At 39.9% G+C, this 18,497-nt stretch carries 17 protein-coding genes and 1 other RNA gene; 6 read left to right on the top strand and 12 right to left on the bottom strand.

The window, feature by feature from the left end; translation table 11 throughout:
* Window positions 1-33: 33 nt before the first annotated feature.
* From L6773_RS04010 to L6773_RS03995, 4 genes are all read left to right on the top strand, one after another.
* Window positions 34-339: an FtsB family cell division protein gene (locus L6773_RS04010; RefSeq protein ID WP_237852565.1), complete on the top strand. Its 306-nt coding sequence runs from the start codon at window positions 34-36 to the stop codon at window positions 337-339.
* A gap of 64 nt (window positions 340-403) precedes the next feature.
* On the top strand, window positions 404-1,351 hold the full coding sequence (locus tag L6773_RS04005; RefSeq protein ID WP_237852564.1) for an ROK family protein: 948 nt from the start codon (window positions 404-406) through the stop codon (window positions 1,349-1,351).
* A 57-nt stretch (window positions 1,352-1,408) separates the two neighbouring features.
* Entirely contained in the window at window positions 1,409-4,123 is a 2,715-nt protein-coding gene (locus L6773_RS04000) for a putative LPS assembly protein LptD (protein WP_237852563.1), read from the top strand.
* Between the two features lie 61 nt (window positions 4,124-4,184).
* Window positions 4,185-4,604 (top strand): hypothetical protein, encoded by a 420-nt coding sequence (locus tag L6773_RS03995; RefSeq protein ID WP_237852562.1) that lies wholly within the window; start codon window positions 4,185-4,187, stop codon window positions 4,602-4,604.
* Between the two features lie 169 nt (window positions 4,605-4,773).
* On the opposite strand, the gene L6773_RS03990 is transcribed toward L6773_RS03995, so the two are convergent.
* A complete protein-coding gene (locus tag L6773_RS03990; protein WP_237852561.1) occupies window positions 4,774-6,357 on the bottom strand; it encodes a Ppx/GppA phosphatase family protein in 1,584 nt (527 codons plus the stop codon).
* A 115-nt stretch (window positions 6,358-6,472) separates the two neighbouring features.
* On the opposite strand from L6773_RS03990, the gene L6773_RS03985 reads away from it, so the two are divergent.
* Entirely contained in the window at window positions 6,473-7,411 is a 939-nt protein-coding gene (locus L6773_RS03985; protein WP_237852560.1) for a YheT family hydrolase, read from the top strand.
* A 113-nt stretch (window positions 7,412-7,524) separates the two neighbouring features.
* A complete protein-coding gene (locus tag L6773_RS03980) occupies window positions 7,525-8,478 on the top strand; it encodes a YpdA family putative bacillithiol disulfide reductase (protein ID WP_237852559.1) in 954 nt (317 codons plus the stop codon).
* Window positions 8,479-8,485: 7 nt separating this feature from the next.
* On the opposite strand, the gene L6773_RS03975 is transcribed toward L6773_RS03980, so the two are convergent.
* The 11 genes from L6773_RS03975 to ffs all read right to left on the bottom strand — a co-directional run bounded on the left by L6773_RS03975 (window position 8,486) and on the right by ffs (window position 18,456).
* Window positions 8,486-9,868, bottom strand: a complete 1,383-nt coding sequence (locus L6773_RS03975; protein WP_237852558.1) for a hypothetical protein — start codon at window positions 9,866-9,868, stop codon at window positions 8,486-8,488.
* Between the two features lie 42 nt (window positions 9,869-9,910).
* Window positions 9,911-10,660: a DUF1647 domain-containing protein gene (locus L6773_RS03970; RefSeq protein ID WP_237852557.1), complete on the bottom strand. Its 750-nt coding sequence runs from the start codon at window positions 10,658-10,660 to the stop codon at window positions 9,911-9,913.
* A gap of 98 nt (window positions 10,661-10,758) precedes the next feature.
* The gene (locus L6773_RS03965) at window positions 10,759-11,460 is read right to left on the bottom strand and encodes a glycosyltransferase family 2 protein (protein ID WP_237852556.1); all 702 of its coding nucleotides are present in this window, start codon (window positions 11,458-11,460) and stop codon (window positions 10,759-10,761) included.
* 23 nt (window positions 11,461-11,483) lie between these two features.
* Window positions 11,484-12,167, bottom strand: a complete 684-nt coding sequence (locus tag L6773_RS03960) for a glycosyltransferase (RefSeq protein ID WP_237852555.1) — start codon at window positions 12,165-12,167, stop codon at window positions 11,484-11,486.
* Window positions 12,164-12,940, bottom strand: coding sequence for a glycosyltransferase family 2 protein (locus L6773_RS03955; RefSeq protein ID WP_237852554.1), 777 nt, complete (start codon window positions 12,938-12,940; stop codon window positions 12,164-12,166). Before L6773_RS03955 ends, L6773_RS03960 begins: the two co-directional genes overlap by 4 nt.
* Window positions 12,941-12,961: 21 nt before the next feature.
* Window positions 12,962-13,651 (bottom strand): glycosyltransferase, encoded by a 690-nt coding sequence (locus L6773_RS03950; protein WP_237852553.1) that lies wholly within the window; start codon window positions 13,649-13,651, stop codon window positions 12,962-12,964.
* 435 nt (window positions 13,652-14,086) lie between these two features.
* Entirely contained in the window at window positions 14,087-14,863 is a 777-nt protein-coding gene (locus tag L6773_RS03945) for a glycosyltransferase family A protein (protein ID WP_237852552.1), read from the bottom strand.
* Window positions 14,864-14,866: 3 nt separating this feature from the next.
* Entirely contained in the window at window positions 14,867-16,678 is a 1,812-nt protein-coding gene (locus L6773_RS03940) for a glycosyltransferase (RefSeq protein ID WP_237852551.1), read from the bottom strand.
* Window positions 16,679-16,688: 10 nt separating this feature from the next.
* A complete protein-coding gene (locus L6773_RS03935) occupies window positions 16,689-17,807 on the bottom strand; it encodes a nucleotidyltransferase domain-containing protein (RefSeq protein WP_237852550.1) in 1,119 nt (372 codons plus the stop codon).
* Complete coding sequence (locus L6773_RS03930; protein WP_237852549.1) at window positions 17,808-18,269, bottom strand: PqqD family peptide modification chaperone; 462 nt, start codon at window positions 18,267-18,269, stop codon at window positions 17,808-17,810. It lies immediately after the preceding gene.
* Window positions 18,270-18,356: 87 nt separating this feature from the next.
* Window positions 18,357-18,456: signal recognition particle sRNA small type (ffs, locus tag L6773_RS03925), an RNA gene on the bottom strand.
* Window positions 18,457-18,497 lie beyond the last annotated feature (41 nt).

Below are 18,497 nucleotides of genomic sequence, written 5' to 3'. Positions count from 1 at the left end.
GAAGTAATTTCGTAAAAATATCGATACAGAACCATGAACACTGAGTATTTAAATCCTCTGCGCTGGAACAAGTCCTTGCTTATCAGCCTGCTCGCTGCCTGTATTGTTATATGGTTCCTTTTTTTTGATACCTATAGCTTATTCACCAAAATACAATTGGAAAATCAAAAAGAGGAATTGATTGAGCGTACTGCTGAGTATGAAAGAAAAGCTGCTGAACTGGATGTGAAAATCGAAGAGCTTGAGAATAATCCGGATCTGATTGAGAAAATTGCACGGGAAGATTATGGTATGAAAAAACCGGATGAGACGGTTTATAAAGTCGAAAAAACCGAATAATTCCTTTTGCTTCCCTCTAAATATTTTTCCTTTTTATAGAATCTTTGTCACATAATGTTGAGATATGATTGCAATAGGTATTGATTTAGGCGGTACAAACATAAAAGCCGCATTAGTAGATAAAAAGAAAGGTTTTATAAAAACAAGTTGTATTCCCACTCATGCTGATATGGGAAAAGAGCACGTCTATGATCGTATTGCAATGGCCGTATCTGATCTGTTGGATGAACATGATGATGAACCGATTGGTATTGGTATAGGTATGCCCGGCATGGTGAGTATGGATCGGAAAACCGTAAAAAACCCGCCAAATTTACCTGGCTTTAAGGTTGAAAATGTAGCAGATGCACTTAAACAAAGAACCGGTTTTAGATGTGTGATAGGGAATGATGCAAACCTGGCTGCATTCGGATCAGCCCGTTTTGGAGTCGGAATTGATTTCGATGATTTCATCATGATTACTCTTGGAACTGGAGTTGGGGGAGGTATCATATACAACAATAAAATTTACCGGGGAACCACCGGAATGGCTGCTGAATTGGGTCACGTTATCATCGACTATCACGGGCCTTTATCGAACAGTAATACCCGTGGCGGGATTGAAGCTTATCTTGGCCAGCGATTTTTAAGCCGTTATGCTGCAGATACCATCCGACAAGAGGAAGAGAACTCTTTGTACAAAACCTTTCACAAAGATTTTGAAAAACTTGAACCGGTTGATCTCTATCACGCTGCCAAAGAAGGAAATGAACTCGCTGTCGGAATTCTTAGAAAAACTGGTGAGAAACTTGGCTATGCTATTGTTAATTATATACATATCCTCGATATCAGAAAAATTGTGGTTAGCGGTGGAGTAGCCAAAGCAGGCAAATTTATTCTTGAGCCGGCCAAAGAAACAGCTATCAAATACCTGATGCCACCCTTTAGAGAAAATTTTGATATCATCTACGAATCACTTGGAAATGATGCCGCACTTCTTGGAGCAGCCAGCCTTGCGTTTGAAGAGTTGTGATGCTTAGCTTAAAGCATGCGGATTCACGTCACCAGAAATCAATCAATATGGGTGTTTTTGCTCATTCTCTTCGTATTTATCGGGAGCAGGAATGTCCATGCCCAGGTTGAAACCGAGCAGCCTCAAATTACCCCGCCTGACACTACATCTTCTGCCAGTCCTTTGAACACGCAACAGGGTGGAGAACAACCACCCGGTGGCATTCCAGCAGGCGCTAATACCCAACAAACGGCACAAAACCGTTCAGCAGACAGGCAAGCTGTAGAGGATGCCGTCAATTTTCAGGCACGTGACTCACTAACATTTACGTTCGGTGAACAGCGAATCGCCATGCTTTATGGTGCAGCAAACGTAAGCCACGAAAGTGGAAATTTAAAGGCCGGTACAGTAGAGTTAAATCTCGATAAAAGTCAGCTTCAGGCTACTGCCAGTTCCGCACAGGATACCCTGTCGCACCCCGTATTAACACAAGACGACCAGGAACTTCGAAGTACGAGGATTCTATTTAACTATGAGACGGAACGAGGGAAATTTGAAGTAGCAGAGATCAATGTACCGGATGGACATCTGATCGGTACAAAAGTAAAAAATGTATCGCGGAATGAAGTTTTTATAGAAGACGGGATCTACTCCACGTGCCCGCCCGAGCATATGTACTACTACATCCAGGCCAAGCGAATGAAAGTCGTTGATGAAGAAGAGATTTTCTTCACAAATGCCCGTTTGTTTATTCTTGATATTCCTTATCCGTTGATTTTTCCCTTTGGGTACGTACCCGCCGGTTTTGAACAGAGGCGATCGGGACTTTTGGAGCCAACTTATGCTTTCCAAAATACTTCTGCCAGGGGAATTGGCTTGCAAAATCTGGGGTGGTTTCAATATTTCAGTGATTATTTTACCGCGCAAACCTCGTTCGACATTTTCACATCCGGTACATTTTTCAATGAATCACGCATGCAGTATAGAAAAACCGGTGATTTTAATGGCAGCGTAACAATCGGATATTCAAAAGAAAGGGGGCTTGAGCCAACCGATCCGGGGTTTACGGAAACAACCACAAAACGCATATCGGTTAATCACAGCCAGGAGCTTTCACCGTACGCTTCCCTTTCGGCAAATATAAACCTGCGAACTGCCGACTATTTTCGAAGAAACTCCTTTGACCTTGACGAACGCGCCGAGACGAGTACAACATCCAGGGTATCCTATCGATATAATCACCCTGAAAACCTCTACAATTTTAGTGTCAGCTCGAATCTGAACCAACAGTTTGCTACAAATACTACTCGGCTTACGGGACCGGAAATGAATTTTTCAGTTCGTCAGTTTTCTCCGTTCGAATCCGATAATACCGGTATGGAGGAGCAGTGGTATGAAAGAGTTACCGTGAATTACAGGAACAACTTCAGCTCTCGATATACTTTTCAACCAACTGCGGCAGATTCTGCCAAAATAAATTGGTTCGATGCTCTTTTTGATCCTCAAAAATATGAAGAAGCAACCGGTAATGACGATCATCTGCAATATGGATTTATTCAGAGGGCACAGGTAAGTGCGGGGCAACTGATCCCCAGTCGTTTCTTAAATGTAAGTGCGGGAATCAATTACAACGAGTACTGGTACCCGGCCACAATCAGAAAAGAATTTAACGAAGAAGAAAATCGTGTTGAGACTTTTAAAGAGCGCAGTTTTGCAACAACTCGGGATTTTTCAACCAATTTAAGTTTTAACACTACATTTTACGGTATCTCACAAATAAAGGCCGGAAGTTTCGAAGGATTGAGGCATACTGTTCGTCCAAACATCAGCTTTAGTTACAGGCCCGATTTTTCTTCTGATCAGTGGGGCATTTACAGGGAAGTCCAGCGGGATACACTTGGCAACACACAGGAATATTCTATTTTTGAAGATGCCGTTTTTGGCGGGCCCGGTGCCGGCGAACAACGAACTATGTCTTTTGGTGTTACCAATATCCTGGAAACCAAACGGGTTCGAAGAGATTCAACAGGTGAAGTAAAATCGAATAATCTTCGACTGATTGATAACCTCTCGGCCACATCGAGTTATAACTTTGCGGCTGACAGCCTGAATTTTGGGCGTATGAATGTTTCTCTCTCCTCCAGTGCTGTCAATAACTTTAGAATCCGAGCCAGTGCCGGATATTCATTTTACTCGAGAGACGAAAATGGACGTGAAATTGACCGGTTTATCTGGCAGGATACCAACAAATTTCTACAACCGCTCAACTATAGTTTGAGTGTATCCACAGATATTACACTGGGAGGAAGGGGGCGAGGAGCAAGAATAACTACGCCGGAATACAGACCTTATGATCCCTACGATCAAACGTTCTTCAGCCCGGTGGACACACGGTTTTTTTCACAACCTGTACAGGGGTATTCCAGTGGATTCAGGATGGGACTGGATTTCAGTTACCGCTGGACCTATCGCCATGGACGGGATGCAAGAAAATCGGCTGTTTTAAATGCCAACAATATTCAATTTAACCTGACTCCAAAATGGAGCTTACGTACCAGGCTTGGATACGACTTTATTGAGAAAGAACTTACACCCTCCCAGTTCAGCCTGAACCGACAGATGGTCTGCTGGAACTTATCATTCAATTTTAATCCCTTCGGTGAATTCCAGTATTATGCGTTCCGGTTAAGTCTCTCAGGAGGACAGATCCAAAGTTTATTTCAGAAACTTCCACTTCTGAATAATCTTGAAAGAAGTTCATCCCCCAATGGAAGAGTTCCACGCAGGTATTAGGTGATGTTATGACTGGACTGAATTCTTTGGTAGTTACCATTTCAAACTAAAAATGATACATATGCAGGATAAAGCTCGTTTTTTTGCTTACTCAACATGGGTGGTTATGATATCGCTGGCAATCATGATTTTCTCTAATCAATTTCTATACCTTGTATCAGAACCGGGCTGGCTTGGGTTGGCAGTACTCTTAGGATTTGGACTGATCTACTTAAATTTAGCGTACAGTGCCGTTAAACGATTTATTCGAAAAGTACCGGCTCCTACACAAGCGCATTATGTACTTGGCTTATTTATTTTTATACCCCCCATCAGTTGGATATTGTTTGTCAGAGAATCATTTACAAGCAATGAAATTTTACTGCTGGCAGTGCTTGCACTGGCTTGCGGGCTGGGAGTATTTTACGGAAATCGTGCGGGGATAAGAGCAAGATACGAATACATTCAAAAATTAAAGGAGTACCAAAAAGAACAAGAATGAAAGTCTAAGGCTCGTCAAGGGTATGTGAATACGAAAAATATGGGGAGTCTCGAGGGATGATATCCCTTAGAACCCAAATCCTGTACTACTGGAGAAAACGATACCCCTCAACATCCTTGATGTGTGGACTTTTTAAACCTAATTCTTAACCCGCTCTCGGATTGGAATACTAAACCATTGCCGGTGAGAATTTTTCTGCTTTCTGAATTTTTAGAGTTCTTCCCGTAACCTCCTCAAAAAGAGCATTTTTACGCATGGCACCCCAAATTTCAAGCTGTGGATCTGATTCTGTTTTGATATTTATAATGACCTGATCAGCTGTTTTCTCAATGGTCATTCCCTGCACATTTTGATAATGACTGCGATCCAGTCCGTCTGCGATCCTCATAATTGCCGATAGCTTCTTTACACGCTGTTTTTCTGCTTTGGGCAGCTTATCATAATGCTTATGCCGCGATTTGGGCGTAGATCTCCTGTGATACCGGGAAACATTAGCCATGATCTCAATTTCATTCTCCTTAAACCCTTTCAGGTCGGAATTGCGAATTATATAGAGAGCATGTTTATGATGCTTTCGATGTGAAATATGATACCCGATATCATGCATAAAACAGGCATACTCAAGCAGTTCACGGTCCACATCTTCCAGGTCAAACTCTTTCTGGAAATGATCGAACAGCTGAAGGGCAAGTTTTGCCACGTGCCGGGAGTGTTGTTCGTGCCAATTGCACTTATGCACAAGTTCTAACACACTGCGTCGCCGTGGGCTCTCAATAAATTCTGTCTCCTGAAGGTAGGTCATCTCTTGATTGAGGTACCGAAGAATAATTCCTTCACGCAGTGCCTGCGATGAAATTTTAACCCGTTTAATTCCAAACGTTTTTAAAACATAATTTACTAATACAAGTCCGGCCGGCAGAAGGCTAACCCGCTTGTCATCAAGGCCTTTTAACTCTGCCCTTTCATCGTAATCCATCCCGATTACATCATCATAAAGGTTGAAAAATTCTGCAGCGGTGAACTCGAGTTCGTTCACACTCAGATTTGGAGTTTTTTCTTTCCGATATGCTATCATCAACGCGATGTTTTCCATAGTTCCTGAAGAGCCGATCATCATAGAGGCTCTATTGGAAGCAAAGGACTGAGCAACATCTGTAAGATTCGTCCGAAAGTGGGTAGTAAGAGCCTGGATCTCTTCATCTGATATGGGATCATTATCTACAAACCGGGCTGTCATCCTGGCTACGCCTAATTTTTTACTGCTAAGATGAAAAAACTTCTCATTATTTGCGATAATGTACTCAACACTTCCACCCCCCACATCCATGATAAGTGACGGGCTGTTGGACATTTCAACCCCGTGCTGAACGGCAAGGCCAATCAATTCAGCTTCAACGCGCCCGGGTATGGCAACAATCTTAACTCCTACATCGTCAATCACTCTCTGGATTAATTCGCCACCATTTTCTGCCTCCCGGATTGCGCTGGTGGCATAGGCCATTATTTTCTCTGCTCCCTGGTGATCGCATAAAGTTTTTATTTTATGAAGAGCATCCAATGCTCGCTGGAAGGCGCCATCAGACAACCGATTATCAAATCCCTTCTCGGCAAGAAGAACCATCTCTTTTAATTTATCAATTGTATAAAAGCTTCCGTCGGGATACACATCTACAATTACAGCATGAAAAGAGTTGGTGCCAATATCAATGGCGGCAATGCGCTTAACAGGTTTTGTCTGGTAGATTTCGGGCATAGCTGTCGGCTCTTATTAAGTTCTTGCAAAATGATAAAGAATGTGATTGCCAAAATCTTCTGTGATTTGGTTTCAAAACTGTAATTCTATCGTCATTTTTCTAATTTCAGATCATATGAAAAGTGATACCTCATTTAAATCAGCGCCCTGGTGTTTCAATGGCCATGCCCATACCATTTTATGTTCGCTTATTTTTGAATCACCGGGCCTTCACTCTGAAAACGTTCAAATTGATACGCCCGACAATGACTTCCTTGAAATTGACGTTGTTGAAAGCGGAACCGGCAAACCGGTTGTGGTACTCTTCCATGGACTGGAGGGACACTCTCGCCGATTTTACATTACACAACTTGCAGAGCATCTCAACACACGAGGTTTTTCCACAGTTGCAGTGAACTTCAGAAGCTGTGGAAGAGACATGAATCGGCAGAAAAAGTTTTATCACTCCGGTGAAACCGATGATCTCGAGGTGGTTTTTGAATGGGTTCAGGATCACTTTCCAAAGTCGACACTTTTTGGTGCGGGATTTTCACTCGGGGGAAGCGCTCTTCTCAACTTCGTAAATAAACATGGTTCAAATCACCCACTGAGGGCAATCTCTGCTATCTCCACACCTTTTGAATTAAAGAAAGGATCCCTGAACCTGGAAGCCGGTTTCAATCGACTCTATTCTGTTTTGTTTTTACAAACACTCAAAAAGAAATTGCAAGAAAAACGGGCCAAATTCCCCGCCCTTCCCACATTTGAGGGATCTACGCTTTATGAATTTGATGATCAAATTACCGGTCCTATTCACGGTTTTGAAGGTGCCGAACATTACTATCACCATTGCTCAAGTGCCTTTTTTATGGATCAGATTCGAACAGATACGCTGGTTATTCATAGCCGAGAGGATCCCATGTGCCCATTTAAGTGGACGCCCGTGGAGCAGATCAAAAAAAATTCAAACATAAAAACTCACTTTACGGATAAGGGCGGCCATGTAGGATTTTGGAGTGTTCCCAATGGGTGGATCAATCAAAGAATTGGGGATTACTTTTCCGATTTTATTTGATCGTCAGTGATTTCATCTATTTGTACGATCAAGAAGCTTAATGACATTTAAGCCGTATGATTCGTATTTTGGTGATTCTTAATTGATCAAACCCAAATGAACAGATTTTACATATGGTAGTCATCATCGGCGCCGGCCCCATAGGGCTGGCAACGGCTATTGAGTTAAAACAAAGAGGTATTAAATCACTAATCATTGAGAGGGGCTGCCTGGTAAATTCGATTTATCACTACCCGGCTAATATGACGTTTTTCTCAACCTCAGATAAGCTTGAGATTGGAGATATTCCCTTTATTTCGAATAATCCAAAACCAACCCGCAGCGAAGCTTTAGAGTATTACAGGCGTGCTGCAGAACATTACGACCTGAACATTCGGCTCTATGAAGAGGTTACTGCTTTGGAAGGGAAAGACGGAGCTTTTGATGTAATCACTGAGAAGGGAAGTTACCGTGCCGAGAAAGTGGTATTGGCTACCGGTTTTTATGGACAGGAAAATCTTCTGAATATCCCCGGTGAAGAACTTCCAAAAGTCTCGCACTATTACGATGATCCACACCGATATGCCTGGCAAGACGTTGTGATTGTCGGTGCGGGAAACTCTGCCGCTGATGCAGCCCTGGAAACCTGGAGAAAGAATGCCAATGTAACGATGGTTGTAAGGGAATCAGAGCTGAAACAGACGATTAAGTACTGGGTTCTGCCGGATATCGAAAACCGCCTGAAGGAGGGGTCCATCGACGGGTATTTTAACTCCGAATTGGTGGAAATACGGGAGGATGCGGTAGATATTCAGACCCCAGATGGCGTTAAAACGATTTCGAATGATTTTGTTCTCGCTATGACCGGTTACCATCCTCATTTCGGACTCATGGAAAAACTCGGCATTGAACTAACCAATGATGAGAAGAGAATGCCGGTTCACAATGAAAAGACGCTGGAAACCAATCGAAAAGGTTTATACGTTTCGGGAGTGGTTTGCGGGGGAATGGATACCAGCAGCCTATTTATTGAAAATACACGGATTCATGCCAACCATATTGCAGGGCATATAGAAGCGAGTTTATAGCTTTCAACTAATTTACCCCGCGAGTTTCCAGGTAGGCTGTTACACGATTTGAAACTTCTGAAATATCATAATCTTCTATATTAACAAACATCAAAAATGGCGATGAATCTTTAAAACCTACGTATTCGAGTGATGGTTTCTGTGTGTGATATAACAGAATTAGAAATGGCATTCTATCCTTTTTCCCATAGGTAGCAGTTAACTTAGGAATCATTGTGGCTTGTGTACCGGTAACTAAAACATCGGCATCAAAAAAAGAATGCACTAATCGATACAGTTTGTCAATCTCCTCTCCTATAACAGTTTTCGTATTTTCCAGGTCTTTGAATTTTCCAAATTGGAGTTCATCATAACCCGTTTCCAATTCTTTGAGCTTTTCTATCTCTTCTAAAGAAATATCTGACTCCCGAAAATATTTATAGATCCATCGGAATGTTTTCTTGTACCCGTCTGAAAAAACAACTGTTTGTAACTTTTTTGCGACAAGTTCTCCCTGTAGTTCCTTCACAAATTGATAGAATTCCTCCGGGTAGATTCGTTTATGCCCGGGGATGTCGAGGTCGTTTTGGAATTGTTTAAATTTGCCCTCCGTTTCATGCCAAACCGGGATAAATGTTTTCCAGGGGGTTTCAACTGTCCCTGTGTCTCCCTGCCTGATATGTACGAGAATATTTGTTGAACCCGAAGTAAATTCGGATTTCAAATCATCTGCACCACCAAAGTTTTTATAGCAACTATTGTAATCTATTTCAACTGTTTTTTGATCAACCGTATACCGATAATAGTGAAAGTACGTTTTGGGCTCCGTCTGAAAAATTAAAAGAATGCTTTTATTCTTCTTGAGAAATGAATACAAAATTACTTTCATCTCTTCGATAAGAGATTCATAGCTGTCAATTCCCTCTCGCCCGTAGAGTGTTAAATTAAGATTCAGAGGGATCTGTATATCCGGAATAGCTGCCGCCGCTGACTCTTTGCTTAGATATTCATTGATACCCAAAAAGTCGAAAATATCATCATACTGAGTTGAATTTTTTTTTAATTCTATCTTTTGTTTTTGGGTAATTGGGTCAAACAGAAAAGGATCAGAACTTCTGTGAGCCGAAAGTGGGGTATGAAAATATTTAAGCCCCACCCCTTTTCCCATTTTATAGATGAAATCAAATCCCATTAGTTGGTCTGTAAAACCGGTTTTTACCAAGCCTGAAGTAAAATAAATGTTTGGATTTTCCTCTAGTATCTCTTCGACCAGTCTTAACTTTTCATCCCGATCTTTGAATGATATCTGTTTAGAGTTCAGCCAAACTTTGTATCGAACTTCTTTAAACTTTTTCAGTGGTACACGTTTCAGCCACCCGTAAGATTTTTTTAAAAATGTTTTCAATCTCATTCATAACTCCAATTTAAACTACAGAAAGTACTTCATCTGAAATTAATCGATATCCTGTTGAACCAGGTATCCTGTATTCCTCAATTTCACTCCTGTTGCTAACCCTCTTTTATGAGCCAAAATGGTAAGCGCCGATTGATCTTGCCTGTGATTACTTCGATCAGATCCTTTAGGGGAGATGCACTCTTCGCACATAGCACATTCCTTCCACTCACGAGCCACTGTAAGAGCAATTTCGAAATTATAATCAACGGCTATAACCGAAGCTGACAAGTTTCTATAATTATAGAATTTCCCGGGAACTTTTAAATAAGAAAGTGTTTTCTCATGAGTCCATTCCCGGATGATTCCCGGCGAGTAGTGCCAGTAATAACCTTTCCAACAAATATATTTTTTTAGATTGACAAGTGGTTCTCTGATTAGTGTACCGGCATCCATCCAGATTAATTTGCATTTATATTGATTTAACGTTTCCCAGAAAATCACCGGTTTCCATGCATACCCACCTAAATTCTTTTTGAGATCAAAATAATCCGGATACTGAGAATAGTTAAATTGATAATAAATAACCTCCGGAAATTCATTTTTTAAATCATGACTTTCCTTATCTGTAAGTCCCAAATCGTAAAATATTATTTTGGATTCATTTTCATACTTGAAGAAAGACTCGAGAAACTGTTTTACCGTTTTATAATGAGATGAATCAGCTGCGGTTAGAAATACAAATTCTCCCTCAATTGCCTGTCTTTTTAAAGTGAATTTTAAATATTTATGCTTTATTAAGTATCCCAAAGCCTCCACCACTTTATGAGGCTTAAATATAATCGCATAAAAAAATCTTTTTAGCTTGGATAAATTCAATTTATTCCCTGTAAAAGAAGTTTAAACTACTATTCGCTCTCACTATTCTCTTGCTCCCTTTTTCGTTTAATGGAAGCCATCAATACTTTGGTATAATCATGACGATTCCCCTTCTGATTTATACCCGTATTTGTGGTATGTATTCTTCGTCTTAGAACAATATCATCAATCATTTTAAATCCTGTCTCTCCATCTTTTACTCGTGCAAACCAATCAACGGTATCTGCTAATTTCAATTCTTCATTAAAATAACCTACCTGTTTAAAAACCTCCTTTTTGATTAGGAATGTGCCCATCACATACCCCGGTAAAACTTTATTTCCATCTGGAATTTCTGCTATCGGCTCTTCAACATCGGGACTTAGAAATTGTTCTACATACCCTGAAACGATTCCCAGCTGTTTATTCGATCTGAAAGGTTCAAACAACTTTTTTAAGTGATCGGGCGGCCACAAATCGTCTGCATCCAAAAAAGCTAAAAACTCTCCCTGAGCTTTTTTAAGTAACGCATTTCGGGCGGCTGATATACCTGCATTATCCTGGTGGAAAAGTGAAATTTGGGGTTTGAATGATTCGGCTATCTTTGCACTTCCATCTGTCGATCCATCGTCCAGAAGTAGTATTTCCATCGGCTGCAGGGTTTGATCTAACACACTTTGGATAGCTTCGGCTAAATACTTTTCTGTATTATAAAAGGGAATGAGTACGCTGATGCTATTATTATTCGTCATGATTCCATAATTTTTTATCGCATTTAAGATCGTTTCCTTTGTACTGCTTTCCTTAAAACCTTGATTAAATTTTTACTGTTCTTTTCTGCATCCAGAGAGGAATTCTTACCATGAATCCTCTTTTTCAGCAGAACTTTCTCCACTATATGGTTCTGAATGTTTAGGTCTTGAGCTCGGCTAAACCAATCAACGTCCTCGGCAGTAGACAGCTCTGAATTATAAAACCCAACCTTCTTAAAAACTTCCTTTTTTGCAACGAAGTTTTCCATAATTCTTGCAGGAAGAGTCCGGCCCAGCAAATTTCTCCTGAATCCAATTGGAATAGCAGAACCCGGTTCCAAGAAATATTCAATCAGAGAATTTGTATACATGATCTTATGATGATTTAACATGTATTTGATTTGAGTCTTAAGCTTATCATGCATCCACAAATCATCGGACGATAAGAAAGATAGATAATCCGCGTTGGATGCTTGAATCCCGGTGTTATATGCACCAGAAATACCCTCGCTGTTTTGTATGATGATTTTGTCAGGATTAAATTCATTAACAATCGAAATGGTGTTGTCTTCAGATCGTCCATCAACAACAATCACTTCAAATTCTGGATAGTCTTGGTTATAAATACTTTCAAGTGCATCTCGTACATATTGCTCCCCGTTTTTTACAACCATTATTACACTTACTAACGGTAGTTTTTCACTCATGATGATGGCAGCTTCTTATTTTTCTTCCAAAATTTGGCGATTTCATCTAAGTTCTTGAATGAAGGCATCCCTATTGAAAAGTCCTCCCCTGTCTCTCTGCGACGTTCCAATGATTTTTTAAAAGCCCTCAGCATGAAACTGTTTGTTGCTTTTCGATTCTTCGTAATATTTTTCTCATGTTGTCGATATAGCTGCACTACATCTTCATGAACTTCTACATCAATTCCCACCTCCCTGCTTCTAAAAAACCAATCCAGATCTTCACTCAAAGTCATCTCTTCATCAAAACTTCCAACTTTTTTAAATACCTCTTTTCGAATCAAAGTACTCCCCAGTTGCAAGACAAATATTCCCGGCTCATCTCCGTCGAAAACTTTAAAAAACTCTTCATTGCTCTCCTTATACACACGCTGAAGGAATCCAATAATCATCTCCACCTCAGGAGTTTTTTTAAATAGCTGCAATTGTAGTTCAATTTTATTTTTTAGCCACATATCGTCGGCATCTATAAAAGTGATAAAGTCCCCTTTCGACAGATTTAGCCCTCTATTCCGGGCTGCAGCCACTCCTTTATTCTCCTGATAGACATATTGCACGTTCTTATTAAATTCCTGTGCAATATCCTTGGTTCCATCAGTGGATCCATCATCCACTACGATTATCTCATCAACGGGTTCGGTTTGTTTGAGAACACTTACGATTGCATCACTTAAATACTTTTCAGCATTATATGCGGGGATAATTACACTAATTTTATCTTTCTTTTTGGCCATTGAAATAAAAAAAATTTTAACTTAGCCCAGTTGATTTTTTCTATTTACAGATCTTCTTAAAATTTTCAGCAGATTTCTATTATTTGCTTCAATCTGCATTGATACGTTACTGTCGTGTATTCTTTTTCTCAACAGTACATCATCCATCATATATGACTGTATCCCCAAATCAGTTGCTCTGCCAAACCAGTCCAGATCCTCAGCCGAAGCATATTCGTTTTTAAAAAGTCCAATTGTCTCGAACGCTTCCTTCCTGGCAACCAGAGTTTCAGGATTTCTTCCGGGAAGTGCTTCTTTCAGCCATTGGCTCCGAACTCCCTCCGGAACTTCTATACCAGGTTCTAAAAAAAATCTGAAGTGTGTATTTGTAAATAATAGATCAGGATTATCCATCATATATGAAATTTGTGAACTGAGTTTATTTGACAACCAGATATCATCTGAAGAAAGAAGTGCTATAAACGGTGCATTACAGGCTTTTATACCGATATTAAATGCGTCGTAGATACCTGAACCCTTTTGTTGTAATATTTCAACGTCTCGAAATTCTTTGACGATCTGCAATGTATTATCTTCGGAATTGCCATCAACTACAATTACTTTAAAGGGCTTATAGTCTTGGTTGAAAACACTTTCCAAAGCCGAACGGATGAAACGGTCACCATTTTTAACAACAATTACTACACCCGCTAATTGATTTCGTTTCTCCATTATTTCGTATTCTGTAATTTTAAAAATTAAGATTTCATTGATTTCACCACGTTGGACTGTGATTGCAGAAATCAACAGCACTCAATTTTCTTTATCACTCAACTGATTTTTTTAAAACTTTCAGATTGAACCAATTACAGTCTATTCATCTTTGAATCTTTTCCTCTTAAGCTGTCGATAAAGCTCTTCCCCCACACCTCTTTAGAGATCTCAATACTCCTAAATTCTCCTAAGAAACGTATAGACGTATTCCAAAAGCCTCCCCAACACTTTTGGCAACATCATATTCCCCATCATTCTCAACGATTATATCGTGCACAGGTACGGTTTAAAGTTGAATATTTTAAATATCTCAGGAATAAAATTTACTGAACTATTATGACGGATAAATTACACTCAAAGAATCAACTCAAATTCACTAAACAATTTTTTAAACTATTCATTAGGAGTGGCTGAGTGCCACTTTTCTATGAGTTCGTCTTGATTCTCAGGTTTTTTCATAATTGATTCTAAAGATATTTGTGACCCGGCCCTCCTGTCTTTTGTTTTCTTTAAAAGTTTAAACAAATAAAACCTTGACATCTTTTTATCATTGGTTCGATTATTTAAATGCCTCCTGTAAAGCGAAACTAATTTTCGAGAGATGGCAATATTTAATTCGTTATCTCTTACCCTAAAAAACCAATCTATGTCTTGACTTAATATCAATTCCTCATCAAAAAATCCCACTTTATCAAATACTGTTCTGTTCACGGCAACTGCACATAAACTCAGATACATAGATGAGTTCTTTTCTGCTTGCTTCAGATCAACTTCTTGCACATTGCTAAAACTCATTTCACAGGTTGAACCCAAAGAAATATCAAGATTTTTGTATTTTTCAATCTGGTCGAAATGGGTTGTCAGGCAATTGGGAACCCACACATCATCTGCATCAATAAAACTTATATATGTTCCATTTGCTGCCACTACACCTCGATTCCTTGCATGTGAAGGCCCATGTTTATCTTGCTTTAAATAAGTTATTTCTTCCTTAAAAGTTTTAAGAACTTTTTCTGTGTTATCTGTCGAACCATCATTCACTACAATGAGCTCCATCGACTTAAAATTTTGATTGAGCACACTTTCTATGGCCTCAGTGATAAACTCCTGCCCGTTGTAAACCGGCAATACTACCGAAAAAAATGGTTCATCTTTATTTATGGATGGCATAGGTTATCTGTTTTCAAATGATCTCTTCCTGTCGATTGCGCGCTTGATTGTTTTAAGTTTATTGAGCTCAACAACACTTTTACCTTCCGTCATATTCTCACCGTGCCTGCGAACAAACAGTGTTACCTCATCCAACCATTTTGTGGAAATCTCTTTTTCTACAGAACGATAGTACCAATCCGTATCTTCACCAAAAACTAATGCCGGATCAAAAAGTCCCACTTTTTTAAAGACGGATTTTCTGTATAAAGCAGCTCCGATATAAAACCTGTAAGATTCTTTGGGATTCCCCAGGTACTCTTTCTCCCCGTGCTCTGTATCTCTGAATAGTTGAGCAAACCCTCGCACGACATCAATATCGGGGTTATTTTCAAGTTCTTGAACCAGATGCGATAGATTGTTTTCCGGCCAAAGGTCGTCTATATCCAAAAAAGCGATATACTTTCCTGTTGCGTTTTTTATTCCTGCATTTCTTGCCAGTGACGGCCCCGTATTATGTCTCTTGAAATATCTTACATCAGTATCTAAATTCTCGATAATTTTTCCTGAATTATCTGTTGAGCCGTCATTTATCATAATGATTTCCAGGTTTGGATAATTCTGACAGGCAACATTTCCTACTGCTTCTTTGATATACTTTTCGCCATTATAAACCGGTATAATTACACTTACCAGTGGCAAGTTTTTCTCCTCGTCTATATTCTCCTCAGCATCTTTAATGAAATTATACTCAGGATCTTTTATATGATTACGAAGAGCTTTTGGCACCTGTTTTATATGGCTGCCAAGATTTAATGTCATTGTTGGTACGGTTTCACAAAGTTCGTGAAAAAAATCGTGCGTATGAGTTCCGGCACCGGGTAACTGTGCCATTGTTGTGAAAGACATTGCACGATTAATTCGCCAAAATGAGATGGGTGAAAACGTAGTCTCTTCCTGCTCGGACTGAATATTGGGCATCAATATTGTCTTGATGGGAAGCTCTTTTACAATCTGATCTTTAAAAGCCGGGTAGAGGTAAAGTACATCCTTCTCCTGGTCTTCCTGAACATGATCTGCCGCATATTTATCCAGTTCAGGGAATCGGTGGTTATCGTCTACTCCAATTTTTGCCGTGCTGTAAATGGAATACACTTTAGGAACAGGATCTTTTTTAACAACCAAATAATCGTCTGCCAGGTATTTCATTCCATCTAATAAGGAACTCACTGCTGTTGTTGATTTACCGGCCCCGCCTTTAGCGGTAATAAGTACAGCTCCATCATCTGTTCCTACGGCGGCGGCGTGCATGAGCTGTGCCCCGTTCTTTTCCATCCACCAATTTAAAATTGTTCTAAATGGAGAGGAAGTGGCCCAATAAGGTAAATTTTCAGCTTTTCTTACCCAGTAAACGGCATCGTTCGTTTTCAAATCCATCACATTCACCGAAAATTCACTGTAATGAAATGCCGTCTTTATCCGCTCACTGGTAAATCCCCAAATATCACCGCGGTCGGTATAATGACTTTTATCACAAGGTGGGGGAACCATCTCCACTCCCGTTGATTCAGAATCCCAAACATGGATTGTAGCATCTGCTTCAGTCTCATCAGGTAGCCGCAGGTGCGCAAGAGAGGGAGCTAATGGGGGTATAAGTGCGTCTCCAGCAAAAACCAAACAAACGTTGGTACCTGCTATATCATAGTAATGACGAATCTCCCCGGTTTTTCCGGCAGCCTTTAAAAACCGGTTTATACATTGATTATAAAATTGAACTTGTTCCTCTTCGGTTCGCTGCGGGATGTTCATCCCCACGGGAATATTATCATTACCCATTGGAAAAAGGTTATGTGCTACTTGTTAGAAAATTGTCTTGCGTAAATCGCGACTTAACTCGTTTAGCTGCATAAGCCATCAAACCAAAATGAATTGAGAATAAACCCTCTCTATTTGTCCGTGCCAAATACCTTGCATAAAATGAATATAATCTTTCAGATAAGGTAAACTCTTTCACATTGTCTCCAATTTTTTCTCCATAATTGAAAACAACACGCTCAACATAAGATGGCTTATAAGCCTCCATCTGCCTAATTACATCGCTGGGTATTTCGGCCTCAAAATGATCTCTCATATAAAGTAATGCACGCTTTACCTGCAGAAATACACGGAATTTGCTTGCATATGTTAGCAAGCGTTGCCAATCAACCTGAATATCATCAGAATTAATAATCATCATGGAATCAGCAATCCATCGAATGGGCGGCTCGGGATTCTTTCGGATTCCGTGCACTATTGCATGAAGTAGATTATCTGTATGAGTGAGTGAATGAGTTTGAACCCCGGATACTTCAACCGGTATTACATCATCCCAAAAATCATTCTTTTGTGCATTTCCAAGAGAGTTAACAAAAGCATACCAGTGCAGATCTATCTCTGTATCCTGTTTATCTGTGAAAGCAATACTTCTTCCAAACTCAAGGTTATGCTCCAGCAGATGCTCCATCTGAATTTCAAATCCTGCCCTATTTAAAACATCAACAGCATGCCGGGCTTCTGGAAATGGTACCAAAATATCCATATCTGACATGGGGCGGATTCCATAATTTTTATATACTAATTCTGTAAGTGCGATCCCCTTTAAAACAGCGGTTTTTATCCCTGCATCTTTTAACAGATTGAGTACCTTTGCTGTTTTATAGAAGAGTTGTTGATTTTTAATCCACGACTGGCGATAAATCCCTTTTAAACGTCCAGCTACCAAATCATCTGAATATCCAAAGGAGTTTAAATTCTGATAGGCAAGAGGTAGAAGGCGAAACGAGCCCTGATCTACATCCAGTTCAAAATCGACTGATTTTCTCCACTCTCTCCATGCCGGAAGGGCAATATCTTTGCCCATCAATGCAACTTTCAGGAGTAATTCTTGTGAGGAATTGGGAAATGGACTTTCTGCGCTCGCATCCACTTAATCATCTTTTTTGGGTTCAGGCCAGCCTTTTTCGTCAACATCATGAATAGGATCTAAAAGCAGCATATCCTGCATATCAGAATATTTGTTGATCGTCAGTTTATCAAGTTTAGAAGCTGCTTTGCTAAACTCTTTCTCAGTATTCTCATCAATTGTAAACGTTGAAGCATCACCATTTTCTACTGTAACTACCAACTCCTCTTCAATAAGGTTTTCTATAAATTTGGTGTATGCTTCATCCACTTCTTTCTGTTTATCAATGTTGGCTTTAACAAACGCACTTCTAATCCCTTCGGCATCACCAGTTTCTACCAACAAATCCCAGATAGCTGTTCCCGGCCATTCAATACTGTAGTAATTACCTGTTCCAAGGTTTAGCAGAATTGTTTCCCCTTCAATAGTTTCATGTACTACATTAGGTTCACTCACTTTGAGATATTCTAACTCTTTCTTTGCCATCGCTACTTATTTAGGGTTTTTATTGATATGAAATGTGTAATAAACAGATAGGCATTACACGTGATATAAATCCACCGAAAAAATAAAAGTGGGCAAGCTACCCATATCACGCCGCTACGACCTGCTACCGCTGCTGCCTTCCGACCCTGACGGAGTTCACAAGGAGCTGGCTGTATGGGACTTGCCCACTAAAAAATAACAGCTTTTCGATACAATTTAAATCAAAAA

The sequence above is a fragment of the Rhodohalobacter sulfatireducens genome (assembly GCF_022012475.1).
GTDB lineage: Bacteria > Bacteroidota > Rhodothermia > Balneolales > Balneolaceae > Rhodohalobacter > Rhodohalobacter sulfatireducens.
Note: the sequence above shows the minus strand (reverse complement) of the source record. Positions and strands in the feature narration are given on the sequence as shown.

Coding starts and splice junctions, on each gene's coding strand:
- L6773_RS03985 (WP_237852560.1), top strand. CDS start 6,473: ATGAAAAGTGATACCTCATTTAAATCAGCGCCCTGGTGTTTCAATGGC.
- L6773_RS03965 (WP_237852556.1), bottom strand. CDS start 11,460: ATGACGAATAATAATAGCATCAGCGTACTCATTCCCTTTTATAATACA.
- L6773_RS03980 (WP_237852559.1), top strand. CDS start 7,525: ATGGTAGTCATCATCGGCGCCGGCCCCATAGGGCTGGCAACGGCTATT.
- L6773_RS03955 (WP_237852554.1), bottom strand. CDS start 12,940: ATGGCCAAAAAGAAAGATAAAATTAGTGTAATTATCCCCGCATATAAT.
- L6773_RS03990 (WP_237852561.1), bottom strand. CDS start 6,357: ATGCCCGAAATCTACCAGACAAAACCTGTTAAGCGCATTGCCGCCATT.
- L6773_RS03930 (WP_237852549.1), bottom strand. CDS start 18,269: ATGGCAAAGAAAGAGTTAGAATATCTCAAAGTGAGTGAACCTAATGTA.
- L6773_RS03940 (WP_237852551.1), bottom strand. CDS start 16,678: ATGGGTAATGATAATATTCCCGTGGGGATGAACATCCCGCAGCGAACC.
- L6773_RS03950 (WP_237852553.1), bottom strand. CDS start 13,651: ATGGAGAAACGAAATCAATTAGCGGGTGTAGTAATTGTTGTTAAAAAT.
- L6773_RS04010 (WP_237852565.1), top strand. CDS start 34: ATGAACACTGAGTATTTAAATCCTCTGCGCTGGAACAAGTCCTTGCTT.
- L6773_RS03975 (WP_237852558.1), bottom strand. CDS start 9,868: ATGAGATTGAAAACATTTTTAAAAAAATCTTACGGGTGGCTGAAACGT.
- L6773_RS03960 (WP_237852555.1), bottom strand. CDS start 12,167: ATGAGTGAAAAACTACCGTTAGTAAGTGTAATAATGGTTGTAAAAAAC.
- L6773_RS03945 (WP_237852552.1), bottom strand. CDS start 14,863: ATGCCATCCATAAATAAAGATGAACCATTTTTTTCGGTAGTATTGCCG.
- L6773_RS04005 (WP_237852564.1), top strand. CDS start 404: ATGATTGCAATAGGTATTGATTTAGGCGGTACAAACATAAAAGCCGCA.
- L6773_RS03995 (WP_237852562.1), top strand. CDS start 4,185: ATGCAGGATAAAGCTCGTTTTTTTGCTTACTCAACATGGGTGGTTATG.